This window comes from Gammaproteobacteria bacterium, assembly GCA_016705365.1.
Lineage (GTDB): Bacteria > Pseudomonadota > Gammaproteobacteria > Pseudomonadales > UBA5518 > UBA5518.
The window spans coordinates 368,831-394,676 of sequence record JADIYI010000005.1 but is presented as its reverse complement, the minus strand read 5'-3'; the positions used below and the strand labels follow the sequence as shown (position 1 = coordinate 394,676).

The window sequence follows — 25,846 nt, the reverse complement described above, 5'->3', positions numbered from 1 at the left end:
ACGGCGCATGACAAGATGTTTTCAGCTGTTCGGGATGAGCCAAATGACGTTGCACAGGGCCGTGGTCGCGATGCTGTTCACGCTGCTTCTGCCGGGATTTTCCGTCGCGGAACAGGCCCCTTCCGATACTTATTCACCGGGCGCTGAGGAGGTGCCGCGGGTCGAATTCTACAGCTCGGCGGGATGCGGTTACTGCCGTGCACTACGCACCTATCTCCAGGCTCGCGGCATCAGTTATCGCGAGCACAATATCAATGAAGCACTCGCGACGCGCGAGGCGTTCTACGCCATGGGCGGCCAGGGCACGCCGCTCGTGGTGATCGGGAGTCGCAGGATCCACGGTTTTGATCCGTTCGCAATCGAGGCGGCGCTCGCAGCGGAGCTCGATCCCTGACAAGAGCGCCTGGTTCAGGGGATTCGTTCCAGGCAGTCTTTCGGCTCGATCACAAAGCAGTTGAGGCTGCCCGCATCGGTGAGTCGGGTGTGTCCAGCATGCGCATGAGGCCGGTTGAGCGAGTGGCTTTTCGGGGGGGAGTCCATTTATGAATGGTCAGGCGTCATCTGCTGACATTGACGAAAGTTGCCTGCATGAGTGCAACCACTTTGTAGGATTCATTGGTTCCTGTGAAAGCGCGCACCTCACCTGTGCAGACCGTTAATAGAAAGAAAAGACGGCGGCGGAACTGCGATGATGCCCGCAGCCATTACCCAAAGTAACCATGGGACAGAAACTGCCAAGCAGATCCATGCAAAAAACTTGCGAACCAGATTCGACGAAAACGCGTGGGGTCTTTGAGACTGGGAGATATTCATTCAAATGACCTGTAACGGTGGAGTTCGGTCGCGAGGGTCGAGGAGTGAAGCGAGGAGACCAACGTCGGCTGTAGCGCATTGTCGACCATAGGCAGGACTGACTGTATGGAGCACCTGTTAGTCGTGCCACGGCCATGGACCAGGACGACAAATAAGCTGCTCATAATGCCTGCCCCTGTTGCAATGCCCCACGACAGAACGGCCCTGGATAGCGGACGCACACGAGCTACCTTCTTCTGCACCAACGCACGCGCCAAACATTTGCGGGGCAGGCATCTCCGGGTCAAGGACAGCGCAAGTCAGTACGTTGCCGCGGCCGAGCTCAGACTCACGGCGCGGGGAGCGAAGCGACCAGGATCACCTTGGCTGCCGCGATTTGTTTATGCGTCAACTTTGGATACCAGAGGGAATCTCTCTGGATGACGGAGCGATTCAACGGCCAGGTCGATGTCCAGGTCCGGCCAGTACAAGTGGTTTGGAGACGGCCATTCAACGCGCGTGATGGCACCGAAAGTAGCGTTCCGAAACCAGGGGAAATGTGCAAATGGAACAAACAGTTCTTCCTCAGTGAGCAGCAACCAAAAGCCGTGAACCGATACGTTTGTAACTTCAGCCTCCGAAATGCTTTGCCCACGCGGCGCGGATTTCATGCTCGTGTGCCTCAATGAGTGACTGCACAGCCCGAAGCTGGCGGTCGTTTAAGCCAGGATTCTGCGCCAGTCCGACTTGAGGCTCAAGCCGGAACTTTGCCTCTCCGTCTGCGCAGTGCACGTGGACGTGTATGCGGGGCTCTTCGCGCGAGAAGAAGTAGAACCGGAATCCGCCTTTGCGAAAAACTGTTGGACTCATGAACAAGCTTCCAGTCCGCGGTGTTGACGCATAGCGTTTGAGTTCAACCGACGACGGGCCCGCGAAGCGGTATGGCGGGGGAATTCCTGCGAAAAAGTCGACACTCTCTGGTTAGCTGCACGTCCGCTCAAACTCCATTGGTCACCGCTAACTCAGCGCCGAGTGCAGGCGCACCGGATTGCGAAAGCCGATATACAAACGCAGCGTGCGAATCGTCAATGGCTGCGGGATCCGCCGCGGCCCCGTCAGTATCTCGAGCGCGCAGCATACCTCATCGGATCAGAACAGCAGAAGCTGGGGCGGCGGGTTGTGGACCGCGGCAAACTGGCCGGTATCGAGTGCCGGCCAGTTTGCATCATTCAAGCCAAAACGCCGCGCGGCCAGCTTGAAGCGCTGTCCGATCAAGTCGGCGTAGGGGCCCGAACCGCGCATTCGCGAGCCAAAACGCGAGTCGTTCTCGCGCCCCTCGCGGCTCTGGCGGATCAGGCTCATCACATGCTCCGCGCGCTCTGGATAGTGCGTGGCGAGCCACTCGCGAAACAGCGGTCCGACTTCGTGTGGCAGCCGCAGCAGGATCCAGGCGGCACGACGCGCACCGGCTTGTGCAGCGTACTCGAGAATGGCCTCGATCCCGGCGTCATTGATCAGCGGAATGACCGGCGCCACCAGCACACCTACCGCGATACCGCGCGCGGCGAGATCCGCCACGACGCGCAGGCGTGCCCTGCCCGAAGCCGTGCGCGGTTCGAGTTTTCTTTTCAATGCGTCATCGAGCGTGGTGACGCTGATATGGGCATGGCAAAGCCTGCGGCGTGCCAGTTCCTCGAGCAGGTCCGCATCGCGCAGCACCAGCGCCGACTTGGTGATCACGCAAACTGGCTGCGAATGCTTCAGGCACACTTCCAGCAAACGCCGGGTAATGCCGAGTCCGGCCTCCGCCGGTTGGTAGGGATCGGTGTTGGCGCCGAGCATGATCGGCTCGCAGCGATAACGCGGATGCGCGAGTTCACGTTCGAGCAATTCGGGTGCGTTCTGCTTGAACCGGATACGGCGTTCGAAATCGAGCCCCGGCGACAGGTCGATATACGCGTGGGTCGGACGCGCGTAGCAGTAGATACAGCCGTGCTCACAACCGCGATAGGGGTTTATCGACTGGCTGAACGGAACGTCGGGCGAGCTGTTGCGCGCGATGATGGTGCGCGCCTGCTCCGGGAGCAGTTCCTGGAGCGCACGCGCCGGCGCGGCTCCATCCTGCTCCCATCCGTCATCGACGCGCTCGCGCGTAATGGCGTCGAAGCGCCCCCGGGGATTGCCGATGGCGCCACGACCCTTTTGTGGTCCCGCTGCAACGTTCACCTGATTCCTCCCGGGCATTAACTTCGCCCCGGGAATAACTGTATGTATTTACAGTATCATTGTCCAGCCACGAGGCACTTGATCTGGATGATCTCGTGCAGTGGTTCGATGATGCGCCCCCATACCCCTTTCACGATATCGTGACTGACCCGTTCCGCAATCGGCACGCCACTGCTCAGCGAGTTGAGTACCTGCCCCAGCCCGGCGGGGTATGATGCGCGTCCCGACAGCACGCAGCATCAACGATTCATGGCGCTAAAGATCGAAGCCCACATCCATCTCGACAACCTGCGGCATAACCTCGAGTGTGTACGTCGCCTGGCACCGCGCAGCCAGTTGCTGGCCGTGGTCAAGGCCGATGCCTACGGCCACGACCTGCGCGGCCTGCTGCCGGCACTCGATGCAGCCGACGCGTTTGCGGTGGCGCATATCGACGAAGCCATGGAACTGCGCGAGCAAACCACGCGTCCGATCGTGATCCTCGAGGGCTTCCTGGACCGCGCCGAGTGGCAGCTCTGCCGCACCCATGCACTGACGCCAGTACTGCACCAGCCCGAGCAACTGGCGTTGTTCGGACACGAACCCCCGGCGGCGGATTTCGGCGCATGGATCAAGATCGACACCGGCATGAACCGGCTCGGCTTTGCGCCCGCGCAACTCGCCGCGGTGCGCCAGCGGCTGCTCGACGCCCAGGCGACAACCCGGCTGGTGGCGATGACGCATTTCGCACGCTCCGAGGAAGCTGCTCACCCGCTGACCGTGGCCCAGATCGAGCGCTTCGACAGCGCCAATGCAACGGCGTGCCTGCCGGCCAGCATTGCCAACTCGGGCGGCATCATCGGCTGGCCCGCAAGTCATCGTGACTGGGTGCGCCCGGGCCTGATGCTCTACGGTGTCACCCCGATTGCCGGCTACCGCGAATTGCGTCCGGTGATGACGCTGACCGCGCGGGTGATCGCCTTGCGCGATGTGCCCGCAGGTGCGGCGGTGGGCTACAACGGGCGTTGGGTCGCACCGCATGACACCCGTATCGCGACGATCAGTGCAGGGTATGCTGACGGTTATCCGACCCAGGTGCCCGACGGGACGCCGGTATTGATCAATGGCCGCATGGCACGGCTGGCTGGCCGACCCTCGATGGACATGATCACGGTCGATGTCGGCGAGTTGCCCGATGTGCGTATCGGTGATGCTGCCGTGTTGTGGGGAGAGGGTTTGCCGGTCGAGACCATCGCCGCTCATGCCGGAACCATCGCCTATCAGCTGCTCACCGGCGTCAGCAAACGGGTCACCCGGATCTGCCTGTAGGCACCCGCGGCGCACCGCGCGTCAGTACGCGCTTCCCCACAGCTCGGCGACGCGCGCATCGCGCCCGCAGCTACGCCGGTAATAGGCCTAGCGCAATGGATTTTTCTTGTAGTAGTCCTGGTGATAGTCCTCGGCCACGAAGAACTCCGCGGCGGGCACGATTTCGGTGCGGATTTGCTTGAAGCGGCCCGAAGCGAGCAGCGCAGCCTTGCTGCTCTCGGCCGCCTGGTGTTGCGCTTCATCGGCGTAGAAAATTACGGCGCGATACTGGCTGCCGATATCGCAGAACTGGCGATCCGCAACGGTCGGATCGATATGACGCCAGAAATAATCGAGCAGTCGAGCGTAGCTCACGACACCCGGATCGTAATGCACGCGCACGCTCTCGGCATGGCCGGTATCGCCGCTGCCCACCGTCTTGTAGTCCGGGTTCGCGGTATGCCCGCCGCTGTAGCCCGACTCAACGGCAATCACACCCGGCAATTTCTCGAAGTCGGCCTCCATGCACCAGAAGCAGCCACCGGCGAACACCGCCGTGGCAGGCGCCTCCACCAGTTTCTCCTCGGCAATCGCCGGGACCACCGCAAAAGCTGCGGCGAGCCCGAGGACGAGTATCCGCAACAGGCTCATGTGCGTAACTCCGGCAGGGCGTCGGCGGCGGGCACGAAGCGCAGCGCAAGCCCGTTGTTGCAATAACGCAGCCCGGTCGGTGGCGGGCCGTCCTTGAACACATGTCCCTGGTGCCCGCCGCAACGCGCGCAATGGTACTCGGTTCGCGGCAAGATCAGCCGGTAATCGGTCCGGGTGCCGATCGCGTCTGCGCGCACATCGAAAAAACTGGGCCAACCGGTGCCGCTCTCGTACTTCTTCTCGCTGTCGAACAACGGCAGGTAACAGGCCGCGCAGACAAAGGTTCCGGCGCGCTTCTCCTCATCGAGCGGGCTGCTTCGCGCCGGCTCGGTCGCCTCCTCGAACAACACACGGTAGGCTGGCGCGGGCAGCAGGGCACGCCATTCCGCGTTCGACTTGGCGAGCTTGTCGAAGGCCAGCACGGTTCTCGGGATTGACGGCAGCAGACTCGCCGCCAGCAACTTCAGCGACCCGCTCAATACCTTGCGTCGATTCATGTTCGCTCCTTGCGCGACGGCGCATACATGCCGGATACGCAATCCGCATCGCATCCGATCACTCGCGGGCGCTCACGGCCAACCGGCGCCCGGCACCGCGACGCGGGCCACATCGATGCGCCCGCCACGCAACTCCAGCGTTTTTGCGGGATCGTGATCGGGCGCAACGCAGAGGTAGAGATCGCGCCGATCATCGCCGCCCAGCATACAGGCGTAGGGCAGCGCACCCTCGACCGGCACCCGGTCCGTGATCGCTCCGCCCTGGCATACCCGCACCGCTGCCCGGGCATAGGGCAGCGCGGCCCACACACCACCCTCGGCATCGAGACAGATGCCGTCCGGCACACCCGCTTCGGCCAGCTCGGCAAACACCCGTCGGTCCGCAAGACGCCCCGCCTCGTCGATGGTGAACGCGGTGAGACGACTGGCCAGGGACTCCGCGACGATCAGGGTGCGGCCGTCGGGCGTGATCACGGTGCCATTGGGGCACGCCAGCCCATCTGCCGCGAGCTCCACCGTGCCATCGGGCAGAACCAGCGCCATCGCCGTACTGCGTACTTCTTCTCCGCCATGAAAATCGAAACCGATATTGCCCACATAGGCGCGCCCCTGCCCATCGACCACCATATCGTTGCTGTGGTGCGCGTGCACCACGCCCAGTTCGGCATGCACCACGAGCGCTCCGGAAGTGCGGCGATAGAGACGCCGCTCATGCATGGACACCACCAGCATGTCACCATCGGGCAACCAGCCGATGCCCGAGGGATTTCCCGGCAGGCGGAACACCTCGATCACGGCGCCAACAGGCGACAGACAGCGCACCAGTCCATCGTGCTGATCCGCAAACCACAAATACCCCTCGCGCCAGCGCGGCCCCTCCGGAAATGCAAAACCGCTGGCCAGCGTTCGTGCCTGGTAGTCCATGTTCAATTACCTTTTTCCACGGCGGCGTCAAAAAGTATCGAGCTACGCAATACCCTCGCCCACTGCGAGCTGCGCCGCGTGGCGCCCAGTCGACCGCCACGCCCGTCGATTTCCAGTCACGGGTATAACGAACCATTGGGCTCGCGAAAGCGCACAAAGTTCCCGCGGTGTTCGCGCCTCGAGGGCGCGCCCCTGGTGCGCACGATAGCGGCGCAGCAACGATTCGACGCAGCGAGGCAAGCGGGTGCGGTTAGCGTGCGCCGGCATCGTATAAACCGTCCAAAAGCGGCACAATCGCCCCCATGCTCAAACATCGCATCCGAACCATACTGTCATTGTTGCTGTTGTGCCTCGCGCTGCTGATGGCGGCAACCGCGATGTGGCTCAACCGTCACCCGGAAACGCTGCTGGGCATGCTGAACCGGCAGTTGCCCGCGGGCATGGTGGTGCACGAGGTACGCGGGTTGCGGGTTTCGGCATTCGGCGGTGAACTCGCTTTGCTGTCCGCAGAACAGGATGGCCACGCGCTGAAACTGGGTGCCACACGCTGGCGCTGGAGCATCGAGCACTGGTGGCCGCTGACGCTGGCGCCACAATCGATCGAAACCGGGCAACTCGAATTGCGCCTCGCGGCCACGGACCCCGCGAACGCCAGCCTCACGCCGCTGCCACGCTTCTGGAACAGCGAGTGGTGGCCGCGCATCGCGGGCATGCACGCGCAGGCCAGCCATTTCTCCATTGCTGACGCCGACGGCGCGCCGCTGATCGAAGGGAGCATCGACTTCGAGCACGGCGCCGCCAGCGGCAACGCGCTGTTGCGCGCGCCTGGCTCACCGGCGGTGTCGCTGCAATGGGAGGCGGACACCGGTTCCGCGCAGCAACCGGCGTGGCAATTGACATGGCAAAGCGGCGCCCCGCTTGCGGCATCCGGAACGCTGACGATTCTCGCCAATGACAGCGGCGCCGACTGGCGCTTCACGCTGCAGGCGGCGGAAATCACCCTGCGCGATCAACAGCTGCGCGAGCTCGAGATCCGCGCTGCCGGCAGCAGCGATCTGTTCGCTGCCCGAACCGCACTGGCGCAGGCCACGCTGCAGGCGAGTGGCAAGCTCGCAACCGCGGACGGCGCGGCAAGCTGGCATTGCGAGGCCAGGCTCGAGGTTCTTTCCACGGGAGTCTCGAGTGCTACCGTTGACAGCTGCACCGCGAGCTCCGGTAACACCGGACTGATACTGGGGGCCCCGCTGACGCTGCATCTCGATGCCGATTTCAACCCGCAAACACTGCGCTTCGACAGCGGAGCGCTGCACATCGAAGACGCGGCCTGGCAGGAGTGGCACCTGGACACCCTGCACGCGGATATCGCGGCGGCCGCCGTCTGGGCCGGCGGTGATACCCCGTTGCTCGCCCCACCGCTGCGCTTCAGCGCGCAGCTCGCCAACAGCACGCTCGCCACCACGATCGACGCCGAGGGTGCAATCGACAACGCATCCTGGCAGAACGGTCGCTGGGAAGGCGCACTGAACGCGGTGCTGCATGCCAATTACCGCAAGCACGAGGTTGCGCCTCTCGCCCTGCTGCTGAACGCAAGCGGGAACAGCGCGGCGCTCACCGCACGCGGCCAGCTCGACACGAAGGCAATCGGCCGGCTGCTGGATTTCAGCGTCACCCATGACAACACGAAATCCACCACCCGTGCCCGCGCCACGCTCGATACGGACCCATGGAAATGGGGTGAGGGCTTGCTGGGCACGCTGCTCGGCCCACGGCAGACACTGTTTGGCGGCGACCTGCAGGCTGCCAGGGTGCGCGCCACGCTGCGTCTCGACCAGGCCCCCGGGCACCTGCGAATGCGCGCCGATGGCGAGGCCACGCGCATGTTCGCGATGGTATCGGGCATCGGTATTGCAGGCCTCGATATCACGCCGTTCAGCGTGGATTACCGTGATGGAGCAATGGCGGCATTCGCCCCGCTCGAGGCGCGCATCGACAGCGTCAACGCCGGTATCACGCTCAACCGCCTGCACGGCCGACTCGAGCACGCGCCGGACGGCTGGCGGCTGAACCAGGTCGGCGGCGAAGTGCTCGGCGGCAGCTTCGAGCTGTCCGATACCGGGCCGCTGGATGCCGATCCACTGGCCGCAACGCTGACCCTGAAGGCCATCGACATGGAGCGCATCGCCCGCCTGCTCGACAATCCGGATCTGAGCTTCAGTGGCTCCGTGGGTGGCAGCCTCCCGCTCAAGTTGAGCGCTGGCAAGCTGACCGTCGAGGCCGGCCGGGTCGCGAGCGAGCACGGTGGCGTGATCCGTTACCGCCCGGCTGCGGGCAGTGCCGCGGAACCGGCCGAACTGGTCACGGCGCGCAAGGCGCTCTCGAACCTGCAGTTCGATGCAATCGAGGCAACGCTCGACTACGCAGCCGATGGCAAGCTCTCCCTGCAGACCGCGTTGCGCGGACGCAATCCCGAACTCGACGCCACGCGACCGGTGCATCTGAATTTGACAGTCGAGACCAACTTGCGCACCCTGTTGCAAGGCCTGCGCGCCGGCAACCGGGTAACCGAGTGGCTGGACAAGCGCGTCGCGGATCCCAAACGCTGAATCTGCCGGCTGGCGCCGTGCGCAAACCGATACCCGGGAGAACCCAGTGAACCAGCAGACCCTGATCGCCCTCCTCACCACCAGCGTGGTTCTGCTCGCCTGCACCCCCACGGTCAAGGTCGAGGCACCCGACGAGCCCATAACCATCAACCTCAACGTGAAGATCGAGCACGAGATCCGCGTCAAGGTCGATCGCGAACTCGACACCCTGTTCGACGAGGACAACGGTCTGTTCTAGCGGCGGGGAGGATTCCACCACGCCCTGAACGGACATCCAATGGAGACTACCATGCGTAACACAGTCAAAATGTTCGTGGCACTGACGGCACTGCTGTGGGCGATCGGCGTGCAGGCGCTCGATGTGCAGGAAGCCAAGAGCGCGGGATGGATCGGCGAGCAGCGTGACGGTTATCTCGGTCTGGTGACGGAACAGGCACCGGGCGATATCGGCAAGTTGCTCGCCCGAGTCAACCAGGAACGGCGGAGCAGCTACCAGGAAATCGCGAACAAGAACCAGCTCGAGCTGCGCGCGGTCGAGGCGCTGGCAGCGCAGAAAGCCATTCAGAAAACCCCGCCCGGACAATATATCCAGGGCGCCGACGGCAGTTGGGTCAAAAAGTAGATCCGCGTAGCCAGCGGGCGCCCGCACTCCTTATAATCCCGCCCCTCTCTGAAACCCGGGTGCCGCAGGCACCCGCACCACGCCTGCTGGAGCCCCGACCCATGGAAGACTCGTTCCGCGAGAGTTCGATCCGCTACCACACCGACCCCGCACCGGGGAAACTGGCCATCGTTCCGACCAAGCCGCTGGCGAACAAGCGCGACCTGGCGCGCGCGTACTCGCCGGGCGTGGCCTATGCCTGCGAGCTGATCGAGAAGGATCCCAACGAAGCCGCCAACGTCACTATCCGCGGCAACCTGGTGGCGGTGGTGACGAATGGCACCGCGGTGCTCGGGCTCGGTGATATCGGGCCGCTCGCCGCCAAGCCGGTCATGGAAGGCAAGGCCGTGCTGTTCAAGAAATTCGCCGACATCGATGTATTCGACATCGAGATCGACGAAAAGAACGTAGACAAGCTGGTCGATATCATCGCCGCGCTGGAACCCACCTTCGGCGGGATCAACCTGGAGGACATCAAGGCGCCGGAGTGCTTCCTGGTCGAGCAGAAACTGCGCGAGCGGATGAAGATCCCGGTATTCCACGATGACCAGCATGGCACCGCGATTGTCGCCGGGGCGGCGGTCTACAACGGACTGCGCATCGTCGACAAGCAGATCGGCGACGTGAAGATGGTGGTTTCGGGCAGCGGCGCCGCCAGTATCGCCTGCGTCGACCTGCTGGTCACGATGGGGCTCAAGCCGGAACACGTCACTCTGGTGGATCGCTCCGGCGTCGTCTATCTCGGGCGCACCGAGGGCATGAACCCGTGGAAGCAGAAGTACGCGCGCGAAACCCCCCTGCGCACGCTCGACGAGGCGATGGATGGCGCGGATATCTTCATGGGCCTGTCGGGCCCGGGCGTGCTGAAAGCCGAATCCGTCAGGAAGATGGCGCCCCATCCGCTGATCCTCGCGATGGCCAATCCCACCCCGGAGATCATGCCCGAGGAAGCCCTGGCGGCGCGTCCCGACGCAATACTGGCCACGGGACGATCGGATTATCCGAACCAGGTAAACAACGTGCTGTGTTTTCCGTTCATGTTCCGCGGCGCGCTCGATTGCGGCGCGAGCACCATCAACGATGCGATGAAGGCCGCTTGCGTCAAGGCGATCGCCGGACTCGCCGAGAAGGAGGTACCGAACGAAGTCATGCTGGCCTACGCCGGCGAAACGCTGAAATTCGGCCCCGAGTACCTGATTCCGAAGCCCTTCGACCCGCGCCTGATCGAGGACGTACCACTTGCGGTGGTTAAAGCGGCGATGGAGAGCGGTGTCGCAACCCGCCCGATCGAGGATCTGGAAGCCTACCGCCGCAAGCTCCACGAATTCGTGAATCGTTCCGGGCTGTTCATGCAGCCTTTCATCGACATCGCGCGCAAGCACCAGGCACGCATCGTCTACGCCGAAGGCGAAAACGAGGACGTGTTGCTGGCGGTCAAATCGGTCGTGGACGAAGGCGTTGCCCAGCCGATTCTCATCGGGCGTACGACCGAGATCCGCGCACGTATGGACAAGCTGTCGATGCATCTCGAGATCGGCCGCGACGTGCTCGTCGTCGATCCGCAGGAAGCCGACACCAACCCGCGCTACTGGGAGTGTTATCACGGCATGGTCGGGCGCCAGGGCGTGTCGGTTGCCGCGGCCAGGATGGCGATGCGATCGAATGCCTCCGCGCTGGCGACGGTGCTGGTCGAACTGGGCGAGGCCGACGGCATGATCTGCGGCAAGGTCGGGGTGTTCGCGGATCATCTGCGCACGGTGCGCGGTGCGTTCGGACCGGGCGATCCCGCACAGCACGTGTCATCGTTGTGCGCGCTGCTGTTGCCGAGCGGACCGTTGTTTCTGACTGATGCCTTCCTGACACCCGACCCGAGCGAGGAGCAGATCATCCAGACCACGCTCGCCAGTATCGACCTGGTACGCCATTTCGGGGTTACGCCGAAAGTCGCGCTGCTGGCACACTCGAATTTCGGCACCTCGCAGTACCCGAGTGCGCTGAAAATGCGCTCTGCCGCGCGGGTCCTGCGCGAGGCGCACCCCGAGGTGGAGATCGATGGCGAGATGCATGCCTACACCGCAATGAACGAGCAGCTGCGCAAGACCATCTTTCCGGACGCCAATCTCAGTGGCAGCGCCAATCTGCTGGTGATGCCGAACCTCGACGCGGCGAATATCGCGCTCGGAATCATCCGCTCGCTCACCGATGCCTTGCTGATCGGACCGTTCTTCACCGGCTTCAGCAAGCCCGCGCACGTGGTGATTCCCTCGGTATCGCCCCGCGGCATATTCAACATGAGCGCGTTCACCTCGGCCGAGATCCACCGCCAGCGCGAGCAGCAATCCTGAGCGAAGCGCTCAGGCCCGCAGATCCGCGTCGATCATCTGCGCAACACGGAATCCGGAATCCACCGCCTGGTGGGTTCCGGAGCCGCTGCCTCCGGCATCGCACCCGACCAGGTACAGGCCCGGCAACGGCGTACGCGCCGCAGGCTTGTCGCGTCCCACCTGCCCCACCACCTGGGCGATGCCCACCGCCTCGCCGCCGGCCCCGGGTACGGCTGAATCACGGCTCATTCCCGACACCTGCTTTGGCCCGTAGGGCTCCTTGCGCAGAATGTGGTTCTTCAGTTCGGGCCATAGCTCGTTCAGGATGTCATCGGCCCGCCGGATCGCTTCCTCCCACATCGTGGACCGGGGATCGGCAGAGCAGAACACCTGGCAGTTCGCCACCTGGTGCCCCGGCACCGGGACCAGCGAGGCGTCGAACTCGGATGCCACGTCGATCGCGATCAACGGAACATCGGGCCACTCACCACGTTCCATCCGCGCGAAGCGCTCGTCATCGAGCCAGCTCTGGTCGGAAAACACCGGGATCAGTGCCGCATCGAACACCCGCGCATCCAGCACGTAGCGATATCCGGCAATCGCCCAGCTCGGCTCGAGCCGCTCGACTCGCTGCACGTACTCCGGCGGGAAGCTGGCCGCACCCGCGAGATCGAGGACCGTCGGCTGGATGCCCGCATTGGAGACCACCACGCGCGCCCGGATCACACCGTCATCGGTTTCGACGCCGCTGGTGCGACCGTTCTCGATCACGATTCGCCGCACCCGCCGCTTGGTGAAGTAGGCACCGCCATGCGCCGTCACATAATCCGCGCAGGCCTCGGCCACGCGGCCGTAACCGCCCATGTGGTAGCGCCCCGCGCCACCCAGCGCCTGGGCGCGCAGCACCGGGATCGCCTCCGAGGCCGCGAGCCGGTTCACCGGCACCACGAACAGGGTATTCAGGTTCATGCAGATCTGGCTCAGCAGCGGCGCGGCAAGATCGAACTGCGCCATCCAGCCAAGCATCCCGGTGTTCTCGAGTTCGGCGAGCGCCGCATCATCCACCGCGAACAGCGCAACGTAAAACGCCGCCAGCGCTCCCAACTCGACATCATTCACCCCGTACACGCGCTTCAGGCTCTCCATTTCCCCGGCGCTGCCACTGGCGATCAGCGGTGCGTACATCGTGCGCCACTCGCCATCGGTCGCCTTGTAGCGCACCGAGGCGGCATTGCCCTCGGGCACCACGAAGTGCACCCTGTCGCCCAGCCCGAGCAGTTCCACCAATTCGTGGAAGCGCGAATTGTGCGCCGGAATGCCCACCGCCCCGAACATCTCGAAGTGATATCCCTTGCGCTCGGTGGTCTGGGTCTTGCCGCCCGCCCGCGCCGTTTTCTCGACCAGCGCGACGCGCCAGCCCGCATGTGCCAGCAAGGCGGCAACCGTTGCTCCGCCATAACCCGCGCCGATCACGCAAACATCAAAATCTTCCACGCAGTGTTCTCCTTTTCCGCAGGTACATTGTTGTTGTCAGGGACCCGGCCGCTGCCGCGAGTAGCGGCAGCGGTTCCGGTTCGATCACGGCGACGCTCCACGCGCATCCAGGCTGGACCGCGCAAGATCGCATTCCATGTACTCGTGATCCACCACGCTGCCCCAGCGCCCGACCAGGCGGGACCGGCGTGTGTCGAGCACCCGAAACCCGAGCCCCTGGTAGAGCGCGCGGGCGCGCGGATTGCTCACCGCCACATCGAGTGCCGCGCGCACATGACCGGCAGCGCGCGCGCGCTGCAGCAATTGCCCGAGCATTTCGCGCCCGATGCCCTGGCCGCGGCATTCAGGCGCGACCGTCAGGTGCCCGAGATAAGCCACTCCCGCCACGGCAGGTTTGACCACACGCTCCATGCGGATGCCGCGTCCGATCACCCCCACGCCAGCGAGGCCGTAAAAGCCGAGGATCTGGCGTGCGGCGATCAGGGTGTGGCGCAGGTTGGCGCGCGCATCCCACGACGCCGCCACGGCAACCATGGCGCCATCACGCTCCACCGCGAGGTGATTGGCGCAACCGAACTGCCCGGAGCCCTTCACGAACGCCGAGCGGAGGAATTCGAGAGACTGCGCTTCGTGGTCCTGCGAGAAAACGTAGCGAAACGCGATCGGACCGGAGTCGTGGATCAGCGGCACCGCGATATCCACATCGTTCGCGGTGCAGGGTCGCAGCGTGATCGCGCTCATCCGTCCTTGCTCAGGTGCGCGAGTTCCTGCGCATGCTGCTCCCAGTGACACCCGTCGAAGGGCACGATCCTGACCGACTCCACGCTGCCCTCGTCGAGGCAACGCAGGTTGACGCTGAATCCGTCGGGATTCGAACGCGGCACGTAAAACGATTTGATGCCGCAGTGTTTGCAGAACAGGTGTCTGGCCACACCGGTACCAAAGCTGTAACTTTCCAGCAGCGCGGGATCCGACAGCAGGCGAAAGCGCGCCGCCGGCACGATCAGGTGCTGAAAGCCGGTCATCCGGCAGATCGAACAGTTGCACTCGGTCACCGTCACCCGCGCAGACGCCTCGACCTCGAAGCGCACCGCGCCGCAATGACATCCGCCCAAGTGTATTTTCATCGGCACTCCCGCGAATCCGGTTGCCAGTATACCCACGCCACCCGGGTATACTGCAGTCCCACGTCGAGCACTGAGGAATCCAGCCACGCGCTGACAGGCATGAGCAACGCGCCGCGCACCTGCGGTCTGCAGGTAGTAAAGGAGATCCGGGCCGATCCGTCCGGGATCAGTCGCTCTTGGAGGCAGCCTCTGCGGCGGGCTGACGCGTGCTCTTGCGCGCGCCGGTCGTGAAATGCACGCGCCCGGTGGTCCCAAGGCGGCGCTCGTTCAGCCGCAGCACGAACTCGTCAACCGCTTCCTTGACGCTGGCGAGCGTGCCTTGGCGATGTCCCTGGATGGGCTTGTCGCCCTGGCTGATCAGGTAGCGATACCAGGTACCGTCTTCATTTTCGATGCCATCAGGTGCTGCGACTTCACGAAGTTCGATCAGTTTGAACGGCTCGGTCTTCCAGAAAGACGCCTTTCTTGGCAGGGATTTTGATTCATTCATGTGCACAGCATACGCCACATGAGGCGCTGCCGCCATCCATTCCAGCGGCATAAATGAAGGCCCGGAGCTGCGCCACGGCTATACCTACCTGCCCGATCCACCCTCGATCGCGCGTTCCGCGGCACCAGGAGACGCAGCAGCAGGGCCAGGAACACGGCGGCAAACGCCAGGCAGTGCAGCGCCCCGGGTTTCCGGTCCTCCTCGCCGCCTCCGCTCGGGACCGGGGTGCCGGCAATTGCCACTGCCACAACGCTGACACCCATCCCCGACAGCAACTCGGCCGTTGGCCGGTACCGCGGTCAGGACGTGGAAATTGCTCGCTATTCGCGGAGCCTGCCGTCCGCGCATATGAACAAACGTTAACGCAATCGATCACCCGCGGCATCCTTGCCAGAACCGTGTGGCGATCGGCTATATTGCGCGCTGGCCAGATTTTTCATCCCGGGGTTCGCATGCCATCGATAACGACCCTTCGATCCACTTCGCCAGGGTAATCATGGCAATGAGCGAAATCATACGCCTGGACGATTTGTGCAATCCGCGCCTGAGCGCGCCCCAGAGCGCGGCGATCGCTGCCACCCGCAACCTCGTGGTCGAACTGAGCGAGCAGGCGGTGCTGGACGCAGCGCGCGCGCGAACCGGACTCGCGGACTTCGGTCCGGAGGATTTCCGCACCCGCCTCCGCCTGCTCGTCGACGAATGGGGCGCCGATACCGGAATGATTCCGCTGCAGCGCCTGACTCTCAGCAACTACCTGGTGCGCTATGCCAGCAACCGCCTCCTGTTGCAGGACCTGTGGAACCGTCATCCGGAAATCCTCGACACCGAGATCCGCCAGCCGATCATCGTCGCGGGTCTGCCCCGCTCGGGCACCACCCACCTGGTCAATCTGCTGGCCACCGACCGGCGTTTTCGCTCGCTGCCGTTGTGGGAATCCTACGAGCCGCTGCCGCTGCCCGGTGAAGCACCGCTCGCCGACGGTACCGACCCCCGCTACCGGCGCTGCATGGAGGCGTGGGAGGGCATGCAGGCGATATTGCCGCGCCTCGCCGCGATGCATCCGATGCACCCCGATCATATCCACGAGGAACTCGAATTGATGGGGCCCGATTTCGCGTCCTACAACTTCGAATGGCTGAGTCCCTCCCCGCGCTGGCGCGATCATTACTACGCGAGCGACCAGACCCCGCATTACCGCTATATGCGCAACGTGCTGAAAACGCTGCAGCATTTGCACGGCCCGGATCGCTGGGTACTCAAGTGCCCGCAGCATCTCGAGCAGTTGCCGGTGCTGCGCTCGGTTTTTCCCGATGCCACGGTGGTGATCACGCACCGCGATCCGGTCGCGGTGATCCAGTCATCGGTCACCATGGTCGCCTATGGAGAGCGCATGCGCCGCGAACACGTCGATACAGAAGCCTTGATCCGCTACTGGAGCGATCGGGTGGAGCATATGCTGCGCGCCTGTGTGCGTGATCGCCCCGTGTGGCCCGCCACTCAAAGCCTCGATGTCCCGTTCCACTGCTTCATGGCCGATGAACTGGAGACGGTAGAGCGCATCCACGCGCTCGCCGGCAGTGGCATGCCCGAAGATATCCGCGCCGGGCTGCTGAATTATCTCGAGCAGCACCCGCGCGGCAAGGACGGTCGGGTAGTCTACGATCTGAAAGGCGATTTCGGCGTCGATCCGGCCAGGCTGCGCGCGCGTTTCGATTTCTATTTCAAGGCCTTCCCCGAGGTGCGTGCGGACGCCTGAGTGTCATCGTTTTCAAAGGAGAATTCCATGTTGCAGGTAAACATCCATGGCCCCGACGATGTGCGTCTCGACGCCGCGCGCGAGGCTCGGGCAGGTGCCGACGATATCGTGGTGCGCACCGCGGCTTGCGGCATCTGCGGCAGCGACGTCGGCTACGTGGAAATGGGCGGCATGCCAGTAGCGACCGCGGGCCCGATGGCGCTTGGCCATGAATTCTCCGGCACCGTGGTGGAGCTTGGCGAGCGGGTGGAGGGAATCCACGCCGGCATGCGCATCGTGGTCGATCCGATGAGCGCCGACAATATCGGCAATGGCGGCCCGGAAGGAGCCTTCACCCCGCGCCTGGTGGTACGCAACGCCCGGCTGGGCGTGAATGTGCACGCGATCCCCCAAACCATGTCGTTCGAACGCGCGGCCCTGGTCGAGCCGCTGTCAGTCGCGATGCACGCGGTCAACACCGGTCTGCCCACACCTGCCGACAAGGTGGTGATCTTCGGCGCCGGCTGCATCGGGCTCGGCGCAATCGTGGCGCTGCGCCACAAGGGTGTGCGCGATATCGCGGTGGTGGACCTGTCCGATGAACGGTTGCGCCGAGCCGCCGAACTCGGTGCCAACACGTGCATAAACGGTGTCCGCGACAACACCTTCGAGCGACTTTCCGGCGCCCACGGACACGCCGATCTGTACGGCATGCCGACCGTGGGCAGCACGCTGTTCATCGACGCGGCGGGTGTCACTCCGGTATTCGAGGAAATCGTGCGCATTGCTCCTGTCGGGGCGCGCGTGGTCGTGGTCGGACTGCACAAGAAGCCCGCGCCGCTCGATCTGCAGTTGCTGCTGATGAAGGAACTCGCGATCAAGGGATCGATCGGCTATCCGCGGGAATTTCCCGAGGTGATCGGGATGCTCTCGGATACCGCCCTCGATGTCGATCCGATCATCAGCCATCGCTTCCCGTTCCCGCAGTTCATGGCGGCCCTGGCGATGGCACGCGACACCACGCATTCGGCCAAGGTGATGGTGACGTTCGACGTTTAGTACACGCCGGAGAACGGCACCAACCCGTTGCATGCCGGATATAATCGGGGCTATCGAGCAACTCGCGGAGCGCCTTGCAGGCTGATCAGCCGATCGGGAGCCTCACCGACGAAATGCAACGTCGGATCGTCCGCGACAAATTCCTCGACGGTGCGGCACAGCTGCGGATCGACTCCCGGCACCCCGCGCAATGCCTTGAGCACGCGCGACGGCGGCACATGCAGCAAGCAACCCAGCTTGAAAGCGATGATCCCTTCGTCAGGGGTCCGGGAAGAGACGCTGGGCGAGTGCAGCCACGCCACGTAATGGTTCTTTTCCGTGTCTGTCAGTGAACGATCCATAAGCCCTCGGCAATGCGGTTGTCAGACTGTACTGTCGAACTCATCGGCAAGCGATGTCATGCCGCGACCGTGACCGGAACCGCGGCGGCAGCGAACTCCGCCAGCAGTGTCTGCTGCAATTGCCGCGCCTCGTCCATGCTCGCTTCCTTCACCACGTCGAAGCCGCGCACCCGCTCGGGCAGCGACGCCAGCTTCACCGCGATGTCCTGGTTGCCGCGGTGCAACCCGCCGAGCAGCGTTTGCACCAGTTGTTCGTACTCGGCCACCAGCGCGCGCTCGCGCCGCCGGTGCGCGGAATAGCCGAAGATATCGAACGCGGTGCCGCGCAGGAACTTGAGTTTCGCCAGCAGCGCGAACAGCGGCATCAGGCCGGCACCGAACTCCCTCTTGCGGTAGCGTCCGGTAAGCGGGTCGCGCCGGGCCAGCAACGGTGGCGCCAGGTTGAACGCGATGCGGTAATCGCCCTCGAACCGGGTCTCGAGCTGGCGTTTCAGCGCCTCGCCACCGAGCAGCCTCCCGACCTCGTATTCGTCCTTGTAGGCCAGCACCTTGGAGTAGTAGCGCGCCACCGCTTCGCTGAGTCGCCCGGCGCTGCCACAGGTATCGCGCTCCACCGCCATCACCCGGCGCACCAGCTTCTCGAAACGCGCCGCGTAAGCCTCGTCCTGGTACGCGACCAGCCACGCGACCCGGTGTGCGATCAGTTCCGCGAGCGTATCCCGCGGTGCCGCGACGATGCGCAGCGGCTGTTGTTGCTCGAGCAGCGCATCGAGGCGTTGGGGATGTGCTATCGAGAGGCGCCCGAGCCGGAACGCGCGGCGATTCATCTCGATCGCGGTCGCGTTCAGTTCGATGGCCCGTTCGAGGCTCGCGCAGGACAGCGGAATCAGGCCCCGCTGCCACGCCGCGCCGAGCAGGAACAGGTTGGCGCCAATCGCATTGCCGAGCAGGATGGTGGCGATGCGCGTGGCATTGACACCGAGCAGTGCACCGTCGCGGGTGCGTGCACGCAGCGAATTCTCCATGCCGCTGCTGTCGAAATCGAGATCCGGATTGAGCGCAAAGGCATTGGTGGGTGCGATATGGAAGTTGTACACCAGCGCCGAGCGCGTACCCGACATGCGCGCCATCACATCGGTTCCGGCCGCGACCACGAGATCAGCTGCCAATACCAGGTCCGCTGCGCCCTCGGGTATGCGCGTGGCGAGCTCCAGTTCCTCGCCGGCAATGAAACGGATATGGCTGGTCACGGCACCGTTGCGCTGCGCGAGGCCGGTGATATCGAGCACACTCACCGGCTTGTTTTCCATGTGCGCGGCGATGCCAAGCAGCGCACCGAGCGTGATGATCCCGCTGCCGCCGATACCGGCGACGAGGATATTGCAGGCGCTCGCCTGCGCCAGCTGCCGGGGTTGCGGCAAATCGCCGAATATCGATTCGTCGAATGCATCGGATGCGCCGCCAACGGCGCCGCGCAGACTGCCGCCATAAACCGTCACGAAACTCGGGCACATGCCCTTCACGCAGGAAAAATCCTTGTTGCAGACCGACTGGTTGATCTGGCGCTTGCGCCCGAACGCGGTCTCGCTCGGTTCCAGTGCAATACAGTTCGACTGCAGCCCGCAATCGCCGCACCCTTCGCAGATTTCTTCGCTGATCAGGTAGCGCTTCGCGATATCGGGATACTTGCCCCGCTTGCGCAGGCGTTTGCGCTCGGTGGCACAGGCCTGTTCGTAGATGATCACCGACACGCCGGGATGGGTGCGGATATCGCGCTGCACGGCATCGAGCTCGTCGCGATGATGAAATGTGGTGATCGCGGGATAGTTCGAGCGCTGCCGATGGCGCGACAGATCCTCGGTCACCAGCGCAATGCGCTGCACGCCTTCGGCATGGACCTGGCGAGCGATATTCGGCGCGGTGATACCGCCGTCGAAACTCTGCCCCTCGATCGGTTGCCCACCGGTCATCGAGATCGCACCATTGACCAGGATCTTGTAGGTGATGTTGCTGCCGGCCGCAACATTGGCGCGGATCGCGAGCAGCCCGGAATGAAAATATGTGCCGTCGCCGAGATTCTGGAATATATGCTCACGCTGCAGGAACGGCGCCTGCCCAATCCACGCCGCCCCCTCGCCGCCCATGTGATACATGCCGATGGTCCTGCGATCGGGTAGCCACGACGCCAGTCCGTGACAGCCGATACCGCCCATCGCAATCGAACCCTCCGGTACGTGGGTCGAGGTATTGTGCGGACACCCGGCGCAGAAACTCGGCAAGCGCATCAGCGCGCCCTGCCCGCTGCCAAAACCGGTCTGTTGCACCGACTCCTGCAATGCGTCCAAAGATTCTGCGAGCCGCGCATCCGGTACCAGCTGCAGCAACTGTCCGCCGATGATTCGTGCCAGCAGCATCGGGTTCAGTTCACCCCCGGCCGGGACCAGCGCCGCACCCTCCGTGTCGCGCTTGCCACTGAGCCGCGGACGGCTCGCGCCATCGAGGTTGTACAGCAGCGTCGCGATCTGCTCCTCGATCACCGCACGTTTTTCTTCGATCACCAGCAGTTGCTCGCAGTCGCGGGCAAAGGCCGCGATGCCCTGCGGCTCGAGCGGCCACACCAGCGCCACCTTGTAGACCGACACACCGAGCTCGGCGGCACGCACGGCATCGATTCCGAGCTGCGCCAGTGCATCCATCACGTCGAGCCAGGTCTTGCCGGTGCTGACGATGCCGAGGCGCGCGCGCGGCTGCGGCCAGATGACCCGATCGAGGCGATTGGCGCGCACGTAAGCCTGCGCCGCCTCGAGCCGCGCCAGCATCTGCGCTTCGGCGGCCAGCGGAAAGAGTCCCAGCTTGATATTGAGACCCGCGGCGGGCAGCACATGGTCCTCGGGAACCACGCAGCGCACACGCCCCGGCTCGACGCTGACCGATGCCGAGCCTTCCACCACGTCGGTTACGCATTTGAAACCCACCCAGCAGCCGGCATAGCGCGACAATGCAAACCCGTGCAGCCCGAAATCGAGGTATTCCTGGATCGTCGCCGGATAAAGAATCGGCATGCCGAAATGGATCAGCGCATGATCGCTCTGGTGCGCGGTGGTCGAGGAACGGGCACCGTGATCGTCGCCACACAGCACCAGCACGCCGCCGTGGCGCGCGCTGCCGGCGTAATTGCCGTGCTTCAGCGGATCGCCGGAGCGATCGACACCCGGGCCCTTGCCATACCACAGCGCGAACACGCCGTCATACGGCGATTCGCCGAGTTCCCTGACCTGCTGCGAGCCCCACACCGCGGTTGCGGCCAGGTCCTCGTTGATGCCCGGCACGAAGCGGACCTGGTTCTGGTCGAGGAATTTCTGCGCCTGCCACAACGCGAGATCGTAGACGCCGAGCGGCGAGCCGCGATAACCCGAGATGAATCCCGCGGTGTTCAGCCCCGCCGCACGATCGCGCCGGTGCTGCATCAACGGCAAGCGCACCAGCGCCTGCGCGCCACTCAGGTAGACGCGCCCGCCGGTGGCGGTGTACTTGTCATCCAGGCTGATCTCTGTCATCGCATCGGAACCTCAGGTTGACCCACGCAGTCGCGCCGCGAGTTGGCGTTCGTGCCGCAGCGCCTCGGTCAGCGTGCCCGCGCTACCCTGCGCCAGGCCCTGCTTGATCGCCGTCACCACCTCGCGCCGGCAATCGCCCAGCGCATGCGCCAGCTCCAGCGCCGCGGGCAGCACCTGCGTGGCCGCCACCGCGCGGTTCGCCAGGCCCATTGCCGCCGCGGTCTCGCCATCGATGCGGCGGCTGCAGAGCAACAGTTCGCTGGCCCGCGCCACACCGACCAGGCGCGGCAGGAAATAGGTCGAACCAAGGCCGGGCATGATGCCGAGTTCCGCGAAATTCAATACCAGTTGCGCATCGGCAGCGACGATGCGCAGATCCATCGGCAAGGTTGCCGTGACACCGATGCCCGCCGCCACGCCGTTGATCGCGGCAATGCTCAGCAACGGCAATGCGGCGAGCTCCGCGGCAAACCCGCCGATGAATTCCTCCTCGCCGAGACGCTTGCCCGAACGCGCTTTTTCGCCAGCGAGGAACGCGCGGTCCGCGCCGGCGCAAAACGCCCTGCCGCTGCCGGTCAGGATCACCGCGCGCAGGCTCTGATCGGCGGCCGCTGCGCGATAAGCATGCACCAGTTCATCGCCCATGTCCGGCGTGTAGGCATTGAGCTTTGCGGGGCGATCGAGATGGATGAGCAGCACGGCTCCGATACGCTCGACCCGGATATCCTGGTACTCCACGCTCAGCGCTCGCTGTAGGGCCGCCAGCACGGCGCGCGCTTGTCGAGAAACGCGCGTGCACCCTCCTCGACATCCGGATGGGTGTTGTGTTCCATGATGCTGTGCCAGGCGTTTTCCAGTGCCGCGCCAAGTCCGCGGTCCGCGGCTTCCCAGATCGTGCGCTTGCTGCGTGCCATCGCCGCCGGCGAATTGGTCTTGATCATGGCGGCGATTTCCAGGGCGCGCCGGAGCAAATCCGCTGCCGGCACCAACTCGCCGACCAGCCCCAGGGCCAGCGCACGCGCCGCCGGAATCCGCTCTCCACCGCCGACCAGGGTCATGCGCAGTACCGCCTCCAGCGGCATTCTGCGCGCGAGGCAGACCGGCTCCAGCCCAGCCACCAGACCAACCTTCACGTGGGTATCGAAAAACGTCGCGTGCTCGGCCGCAAGCACGATATCGCTGTCGGCCACGAAATGCAGACCGCCGCCCACCGTCATGCCGTTCACGGCGCAGATCACCGGTTTCCAGACCCGGTTCTGCAACGAGGTCCAGCGCATGCTCGCGAGCGTACCGTCACGACCTTCGCCGTCCATTTGCGGCTGATCCGCGAGATCCGCGCCTACGCAGAAAGCGCGTTCACCGGCCCCGGTCACGATTGCCACGATCGCGCTGTCATCGCTGTCGAAGCGCTGCCATGCCAGCGGCAATTCGCGGCTCATCACCGAATTGACCGCGTTATGTGCCGCCACCCGGTCGAGCGTGATCAGCGCCACGCCATCCTCGACCCGATAGTTCAGGGTGCTGAACGCCATTGCCTACTCCATGCTCAGGATACAGACGGCACACCCGGTCGGATAACCGCCGATATTGTGGCTGAGCGCCGTGCCCGCACCCGACACCTGGCGCGCGCCCGCACGCCCCTGCAATTGCAGCACATTCTCGTAGATCATGCGCAGACCGGTGGCGGCGGTCGGGTGCCCGAAGGACTTCAGCCCGCCGTCGGTGTTGACCGGCAACTCGCCGCCGAGCGCGAAAGTGCCGGCCGCGATGTGCTCGCGGGCCGCGCCCTTGGCGATGAAACCGAGATCCTCGTAGCTCAGCAGCTCGGTCAGGGTGAAACAGTCGTGCAACTGCGCAACATCAATTTCACGCAGCGGATTCACGATGCCTGCCATAGCATAGGCCGCCTCGGCCGCCGCGATGGTCGGTTTCCAGCGCAGGAAATCATGATCAGGATCGCCATGCGGATGCGCCGCCGACGCGCTGGCGATAGCGCGCACCTGTACCGCACGATCATGGTGACGGCGGGCCAGATCGCGTCGGGTCACGATTACCGCCGCGGCGCCGTCGGTCTGCGCCGCGCAATCGTAGAGCCCGAATGGCCACGCGATCATGCGCGCCGTGAGCGCGTCCTCGATGCTTATTTCGCGCTTCAGGAAACTCTTCGGTGCCAGCGTACCGTTGTGATGATTCTTTACCGCGATCCGCGCCAGGTCCTCGCGCCCCGCGCCGTAGCGCTCGAAGTACGGCGCCGCGCACAACGCAAACCAGCCGGCCGGTGTTTCCGGCAGGCCGCGCACGCCGCGGATATTCACGCTCGGGCCCGACACACCACGATCCTTGGGCTTGTCGAAACCGAGCGCGAGCACGGTATCGTGGGCACCGGCCGCGACCGCCATGACCGCGGCGCGCAGCGCCTCGGTACCGGTGGCACAGTAGTTGTAGACCATGGTGATCGGCTTGTAGAGCCTGAGCGCCTCGGTGACATGAACCGGGCCCATCGGCGCGTACAGCGAACCGGCATAGATCGCATCGATCTGGCGGCGCGGTTCGTCGATGCCGGCATCGGCATAGGCCTCCAGAGCCGCATCCACGATCAGGTCCTCGGCGCTGCGATCCCAGTGCTCGGCAAACGCGCTGCAACCCACGCCGACGATCGAGGCCTTGTCTCTCAGACTCATGACGCAGCTCCCGGTGGCCGGCATTTCCAGAAATAATTCGGTCGTCCGCCGACACAATGCATGCGCCGCAGCACGAATTCCAGCGCCATGCCGATCCGCACCTCGCCCGCGGGCATATCGGTGAGTTGCACATGGATGCGCGGACCGTCGTTCACCTGCACCACGCCAACCACGGTGGGCGGATCCGGAGAGGGGAAAAATGCATCGAGCGTATAGGTCAGCAACGTGGCGCCGCGTTCGGCATAGATCTCCTCCCCGAAGCGGTCCGCAAGGCCACAGCGAACACAGATTCGGGCGCGCGGAAACCGCGGTTCCCCGCACTCGCAGCGCTGCCCCGCGAGCGCTAGATCGTCACCGCGATCGCGATAATGGACCGTGGCCGAGATCCCCTGGAAATCGTGCCCCTGGTACTCCTCGACCAGCAGTTCGCGGGCACGCCGGTACTGCTCGATACCCGAGAGCGCCAGGCGGTGAGCGATCCGGGCGGGAAAGCGGGCTTTTGCCGCACGATGAAAACGCAGCCCGAGCGCATCGGCACCGTCGCCGTGATTGAGCAGCAGCGCGGTATCGCCGGGGCTCGCGGTCTCGGCCAGCGCGACCAGTTGCAGCAGCACATGCGCCGCGCCGCAACTGCCCACGCTGCCGAACAACGGTTCCCGGGACAACGCACCGGGACCGAGCGCTTGCTGCAGTGCCTGGTGCGCCTTGCGATCGGGCGCCGAGAACAGCCGATGGGTGCAGGCGGACAGATCGATCCGGGCTTTTGCCGCGAGTTGCGCCTGCGCCGCGAGCATCGGCTCGAGGTAGCCGTGGGCGAGCACGAAGCGCTCTTCCCAGGAATGGGCGAAACGATCACCGGGGCGGCGCCACACATCCACGATCTCGGCGCTGCACGTGGCGCTGTCGATCACCTCGAACAGCGCATCGCCATTGCCCACCAGAAACGCGGCAGCCGCATCACCGCCGTTTGCTTCCAGCGCGGAACCCGGGGCTCCCTGGCGGCAATCAGCGACCACGACCAGTGCGCTGTGCGCCGAACCGGCACGCACCGCATCGAGCGCCAGCAGCAGCGCCTGGGTGCCGCCACGCAGCGAATTCGCGACATCGAGGGTGCGCGTGCCCGGTGCCAGCGCCAGCGCCGCCGCGACGATCGCCGCGCCCAGCTTCTCGACATAGGGGCCGGTGGTACTGGCAAACAGCAGCAAATCGATCCGGCTGCGATCACAATCGACCAGGCAGTCGCGCGCCGCCGCGACCGCCAGGGTGATTGCATCCTCGTCGGACCACGCCAGCGCGCGCTCCGGCGAGCCTGGCATTGCGCTCCTGCCGGCCAGCAATGACAACGGTAAACGGCGCACCGGTATCGCGGCGCCACAGGCGATGATGCCAACCATGGA

Annotated in this window: 25 protein-coding genes; 8 read left to right on the top strand and 17 right to left on the bottom strand. The window is 64.6% G+C overall.

Features of this window, described 5'->3' with window-relative positions:
- Positions 1 to 43: 43 nt before the first annotated feature.
- Positions 44 to 394, top strand: a complete 351-nt coding sequence (locus IPF49_05560; protein ID MBK6287105.1) for a glutaredoxin family protein — start codon at positions 44 to 46, stop codon at positions 392 to 394.
- A gap of 799 nt (positions 395 to 1,193) precedes the next feature.
- On the opposite strand, the gene IPF49_05555 is transcribed toward IPF49_05560, so the two are convergent.
- The 4 genes from IPF49_05555 to IPF49_05540 form a co-directional block, all read right to left on the bottom strand.
- A complete protein-coding gene (locus IPF49_05555; protein MBK6287104.1) occupies positions 1,194 to 1,463 on the bottom strand; it encodes a DUF2442 domain-containing protein in 270 nt (89 codons plus the stop codon).
- Entirely contained in the window at positions 1,423 to 1,662 is a 240-nt protein-coding gene (locus tag IPF49_05550) for a DUF4160 domain-containing protein (GenBank protein ID MBK6287103.1), read from the bottom strand. Before IPF49_05550 ends, IPF49_05555 begins: the two co-directional genes overlap by 41 nt.
- A 279-nt stretch (positions 1,663 to 1,941) precedes the next feature.
- Entirely contained in the window at positions 1,942 to 3,036 is a 1,095-nt protein-coding gene (locus IPF49_05545) for a PA0069 family radical SAM protein (protein MBK6287102.1), read from the bottom strand.
- 38 nt (positions 3,037 to 3,074) lie between these two features.
- Complete coding sequence (locus IPF49_05540; protein ID MBK6287101.1) at positions 3,075 to 3,251, bottom strand: hypothetical protein; 177 nt, start codon at positions 3,249 to 3,251, stop codon at positions 3,075 to 3,077.
- 16 nt (positions 3,252 to 3,267) lie between these two features.
- Here IPF49_05540 and alr point away from each other — a divergent pair, with 16 nt between their 5' ends.
- Positions 3,268 to 4,326, top strand: a complete 1,059-nt coding sequence (gene alr, locus IPF49_05535; GenBank protein MBK6287100.1) for an alanine racemase — start codon at positions 3,268 to 3,270, stop codon at positions 4,324 to 4,326.
- A gap of 87 nt (positions 4,327 to 4,413) precedes the next feature.
- On the opposite strand, the gene msrA is transcribed toward alr, so the two are convergent.
- The 3 genes from msrA to IPF49_05520 all read right to left on the bottom strand — a co-directional run bounded on the left by msrA (position 4,414) and on the right by IPF49_05520 (position 6,377).
- Positions 4,414 to 4,956, bottom strand: a complete 543-nt coding sequence (msrA, locus tag IPF49_05530) for a peptide-methionine (S)-S-oxide reductase MsrA (protein ID MBK6287099.1) — start codon at positions 4,954 to 4,956, stop codon at positions 4,414 to 4,416.
- Positions 4,953 to 5,453 carry a peptide-methionine (R)-S-oxide reductase MsrB gene (gene msrB, locus IPF49_05525; protein MBK6287098.1) on the bottom strand — a complete coding sequence of 167 codons (501 nt, stop codon included), beginning with the start codon at positions 5,451 to 5,453 and terminating at the stop codon, positions 4,953 to 4,955. The genes msrA and msrB overlap by 4 nt, the downstream gene beginning before the upstream one ends.
- 72 nt (positions 5,454 to 5,525) lie before the next feature.
- Positions 5,526 to 6,377, bottom strand: coding sequence for an SMP-30/gluconolactonase/LRE family protein (locus IPF49_05520; GenBank protein MBK6287097.1), 852 nt, complete (start codon positions 6,375 to 6,377; stop codon positions 5,526 to 5,528).
- Between the two features lie 302 nt (positions 6,378 to 6,679).
- Here IPF49_05520 and IPF49_05515 point away from each other — a divergent pair, with 302 nt between their 5' ends.
- From IPF49_05515 to IPF49_05500, 4 genes are all read left to right on the top strand, one after another.
- Positions 6,680 to 8,980 (top strand): YdbH domain-containing protein, encoded by a 2,301-nt coding sequence (locus IPF49_05515; protein ID MBK6287096.1) that lies wholly within the window; start codon positions 6,680 to 6,682, stop codon positions 8,978 to 8,980.
- Between the two features lie 46 nt (positions 8,981 to 9,026).
- Positions 9,027 to 9,218 (top strand): YnbE family lipoprotein, encoded by a 192-nt coding sequence (locus IPF49_05510; protein MBK6287095.1) that lies wholly within the window; start codon positions 9,027 to 9,029, stop codon positions 9,216 to 9,218.
- A 39-nt stretch (positions 9,219 to 9,257) separates the two neighbouring features.
- Positions 9,258 to 9,602, top strand: a complete 345-nt coding sequence (locus IPF49_05505; protein ID MBK6287094.1) for a YdbL family protein — start codon at positions 9,258 to 9,260, stop codon at positions 9,600 to 9,602.
- 101 nt (positions 9,603 to 9,703) lie between these two features.
- A complete protein-coding gene (locus IPF49_05500) occupies positions 9,704 to 11,986 on the top strand; it encodes an NADP-dependent malic enzyme (GenBank protein MBK6287093.1) in 2,283 nt (760 codons plus the stop codon).
- 9 nt (positions 11,987 to 11,995) lie between these two features.
- Here IPF49_05500 and IPF49_05495 read toward each other — a convergent pair whose 3' ends face one another.
- The 4 genes from IPF49_05495 to IPF49_05480 form a co-directional block, all read right to left on the bottom strand.
- A complete protein-coding gene (locus IPF49_05495; protein ID MBK6287092.1) occupies positions 11,996 to 13,459 on the bottom strand; it encodes an NAD(P)/FAD-dependent oxidoreductase in 1,464 nt (487 codons plus the stop codon).
- Between the two features lie 84 nt (positions 13,460 to 13,543).
- Positions 13,544 to 14,200 carry a GNAT family N-acetyltransferase gene (locus tag IPF49_05490; GenBank protein ID MBK6287091.1) on the bottom strand — a complete coding sequence of 219 codons (657 nt, stop codon included), beginning with the start codon at positions 14,198 to 14,200 and terminating at the stop codon, positions 13,544 to 13,546.
- Positions 14,197 to 14,586, bottom strand: a complete 390-nt coding sequence (locus IPF49_05485; GenBank protein MBK6287090.1) for a GFA family protein — start codon at positions 14,584 to 14,586, stop codon at positions 14,197 to 14,199. Before IPF49_05485 ends, IPF49_05490 begins: the two co-directional genes overlap by 4 nt.
- A gap of 166 nt (positions 14,587 to 14,752) precedes the next feature.
- On the bottom strand, positions 14,753 to 15,127 hold the full coding sequence (locus tag IPF49_05480; GenBank protein ID MBK6287089.1) for a hypothetical protein: 375 nt from the start codon (positions 15,125 to 15,127) through the stop codon (positions 14,753 to 14,755).
- Between the two features lie 451 nt (positions 15,128 to 15,578).
- On the opposite strand from IPF49_05480, the gene IPF49_05475 reads away from it, so the two are divergent.
- A complete protein-coding gene (locus IPF49_05475) occupies positions 15,579 to 16,832 on the top strand; it encodes a sulfotransferase (GenBank protein ID MBK6287088.1) in 1,254 nt (417 codons plus the stop codon).
- Positions 16,833 to 16,859: 27 nt separating this feature from the next.
- The gene (locus IPF49_05470; protein MBK6287087.1) at positions 16,860 to 17,870 is read left to right on the top strand and encodes a zinc-binding dehydrogenase; all 1,011 of its coding nucleotides are present in this window, start codon (positions 16,860 to 16,862) and stop codon (positions 17,868 to 17,870) included.
- Between the two features lie 50 nt (positions 17,871 to 17,920).
- Here the strand turns inward: IPF49_05470 and IPF49_05465 are convergent, their stop codons facing one another.
- From IPF49_05465 to IPF49_05440, 6 genes are read right to left on the bottom strand one after another with little or no spacing between them, the layout of a single operon-like run.
- Positions 17,921 to 18,211 (bottom strand): hypothetical protein, encoded by a 291-nt coding sequence (locus tag IPF49_05465; protein MBK6287086.1) that lies wholly within the window; start codon positions 18,209 to 18,211, stop codon positions 17,921 to 17,923.
- A gap of 56 nt (positions 18,212 to 18,267) precedes the next feature.
- Positions 18,268 to 21,768, bottom strand: coding sequence for an indolepyruvate ferredoxin oxidoreductase family protein (locus IPF49_05460; protein MBK6287085.1), 3,501 nt, complete (start codon positions 21,766 to 21,768; stop codon positions 18,268 to 18,270).
- A gap of 12 nt (positions 21,769 to 21,780) precedes the next feature.
- Positions 21,781 to 22,506 carry an enoyl-CoA hydratase/isomerase family protein gene (locus IPF49_05455; protein MBK6287084.1) on the bottom strand — a complete coding sequence of 242 codons (726 nt, stop codon included), beginning with the start codon at positions 22,504 to 22,506 and terminating at the stop codon, positions 21,781 to 21,783.
- A gap of 2 nt (positions 22,507 to 22,508) precedes the next feature.
- Positions 22,509 to 23,300, bottom strand: coding sequence for an enoyl-CoA hydratase/isomerase family protein (locus IPF49_05450; protein MBK6287083.1), 792 nt, complete (start codon positions 23,298 to 23,300; stop codon positions 22,509 to 22,511).
- A gap of 3 nt (positions 23,301 to 23,303) precedes the next feature.
- Positions 23,304 to 24,449 carry an acetyl-CoA acetyltransferase gene (locus IPF49_05445; protein MBK6287082.1) on the bottom strand — a complete coding sequence of 382 codons (1,146 nt, stop codon included), beginning with the start codon at positions 24,447 to 24,449 and terminating at the stop codon, positions 23,304 to 23,306.
- Positions 24,446 to 25,843: an OB-fold domain-containing protein gene (locus IPF49_05440; GenBank protein ID MBK6287081.1), complete on the bottom strand. Its 1,398-nt coding sequence runs from the start codon at positions 25,841 to 25,843 to the stop codon at positions 24,446 to 24,448. Before IPF49_05440 ends, IPF49_05445 begins: the two co-directional genes overlap by 4 nt.
- Between the last annotated feature and the right edge of the window lie 3 nt (positions 25,844 to 25,846).

Excerpts from the sequence above, each read along its gene's own strand:
- IPF49_05460 (MBK6287085.1), bottom strand. The coding sequence starts at position 21,768 with ATGACAGAGATCAGCCTGGATGACAAGTACACCGCCACCGGCGGGCGC.
- IPF49_05505 (MBK6287094.1), top strand. The coding sequence starts at position 9,258 with ATGGAGACTACCATGCGTAACACAGTCAAAATGTTCGTGGCACTGACG.
- IPF49_05545 (MBK6287102.1), bottom strand. The coding sequence starts at position 3,036 with ATGCCCGGGAGGAATCAGGTGAACGTTGCAGCGGGACCACAAAAGGGT.
- IPF49_05480 (MBK6287089.1), bottom strand. The coding sequence starts at position 15,127 with ATGCCGCTGGAATGGATGGCGGCAGCGCCTCATGTGGCGTATGCTGTG.
- IPF49_05515 (MBK6287096.1), top strand. The coding sequence starts at position 6,680 with ATGCTCAAACATCGCATCCGAACCATACTGTCATTGTTGCTGTTGTGC.
- IPF49_05485 (MBK6287090.1), bottom strand. The coding sequence starts at position 14,586 with ATGAAAATACACTTGGGCGGATGTCATTGCGGCGCGGTGCGCTTCGAG.
- msrA (MBK6287099.1), bottom strand. The coding sequence starts at position 4,956 with ATGAGCCTGTTGCGGATACTCGTCCTCGGGCTCGCCGCAGCTTTTGCG.
- IPF49_05475 (MBK6287088.1), top strand. The coding sequence starts at position 15,579 with ATGAGCGAAATCATACGCCTGGACGATTTGTGCAATCCGCGCCTGAGC.
- IPF49_05555 (MBK6287104.1), bottom strand. The coding sequence starts at position 1,463 with ATGAAATCCGCGCCGCGTGGGCAAAGCATTTCGGAGGCTGAAGTTACA.
- IPF49_05445 (MBK6287082.1), bottom strand. The coding sequence starts at position 24,449 with ATGAGTCTGAGAGACAAGGCCTCGATCGTCGGCGTGGGTTGCAGCGCG.
- IPF49_05560 (MBK6287105.1), top strand. The coding sequence starts at position 44 with ATGACGTTGCACAGGGCCGTGGTCGCGATGCTGTTCACGCTGCTTCTG.
- IPF49_05550 (MBK6287103.1), bottom strand. The coding sequence starts at position 1,662 with ATGAGTCCAACAGTTTTTCGCAAAGGCGGATTCCGGTTCTACTTCTTC.
- msrB (MBK6287098.1), bottom strand. The coding sequence starts at position 5,453 with ATGAATCGACGCAAGGTATTGAGCGGGTCGCTGAAGTTGCTGGCGGCG.
- IPF49_05465 (MBK6287086.1), bottom strand. The coding sequence starts at position 18,211 with ATGGATCGTTCACTGACAGACACGGAAAAGAACCATTACGTGGCGTGG.
- IPF49_05500 (MBK6287093.1), top strand. The coding sequence starts at position 9,704 with ATGGAAGACTCGTTCCGCGAGAGTTCGATCCGCTACCACACCGACCCC.
- alr (MBK6287100.1), top strand. The coding sequence starts at position 3,268 with ATGGCGCTAAAGATCGAAGCCCACATCCATCTCGACAACCTGCGGCAT.
- IPF49_05490 (MBK6287091.1), bottom strand. The coding sequence starts at position 14,200 with ATGAGCGCGATCACGCTGCGACCCTGCACCGCGAACGATGTGGATATC.
- IPF49_05470 (MBK6287087.1), top strand. The coding sequence starts at position 16,860 with ATGTTGCAGGTAAACATCCATGGCCCCGACGATGTGCGTCTCGACGCC.
- IPF49_05450 (MBK6287083.1), bottom strand. The coding sequence starts at position 23,300 with ATGGCGTTCAGCACCCTGAACTATCGGGTCGAGGATGGCGTGGCGCTG.
- IPF49_05440 (MBK6287081.1), bottom strand. The coding sequence starts at position 25,843 with ATGGTTGGCATCATCGCCTGTGGCGCCGCGATACCGGTGCGCCGTTTA.
- IPF49_05520 (MBK6287097.1), bottom strand. The coding sequence starts at position 6,377 with ATGGACTACCAGGCACGAACGCTGGCCAGCGGTTTTGCATTTCCGGAG.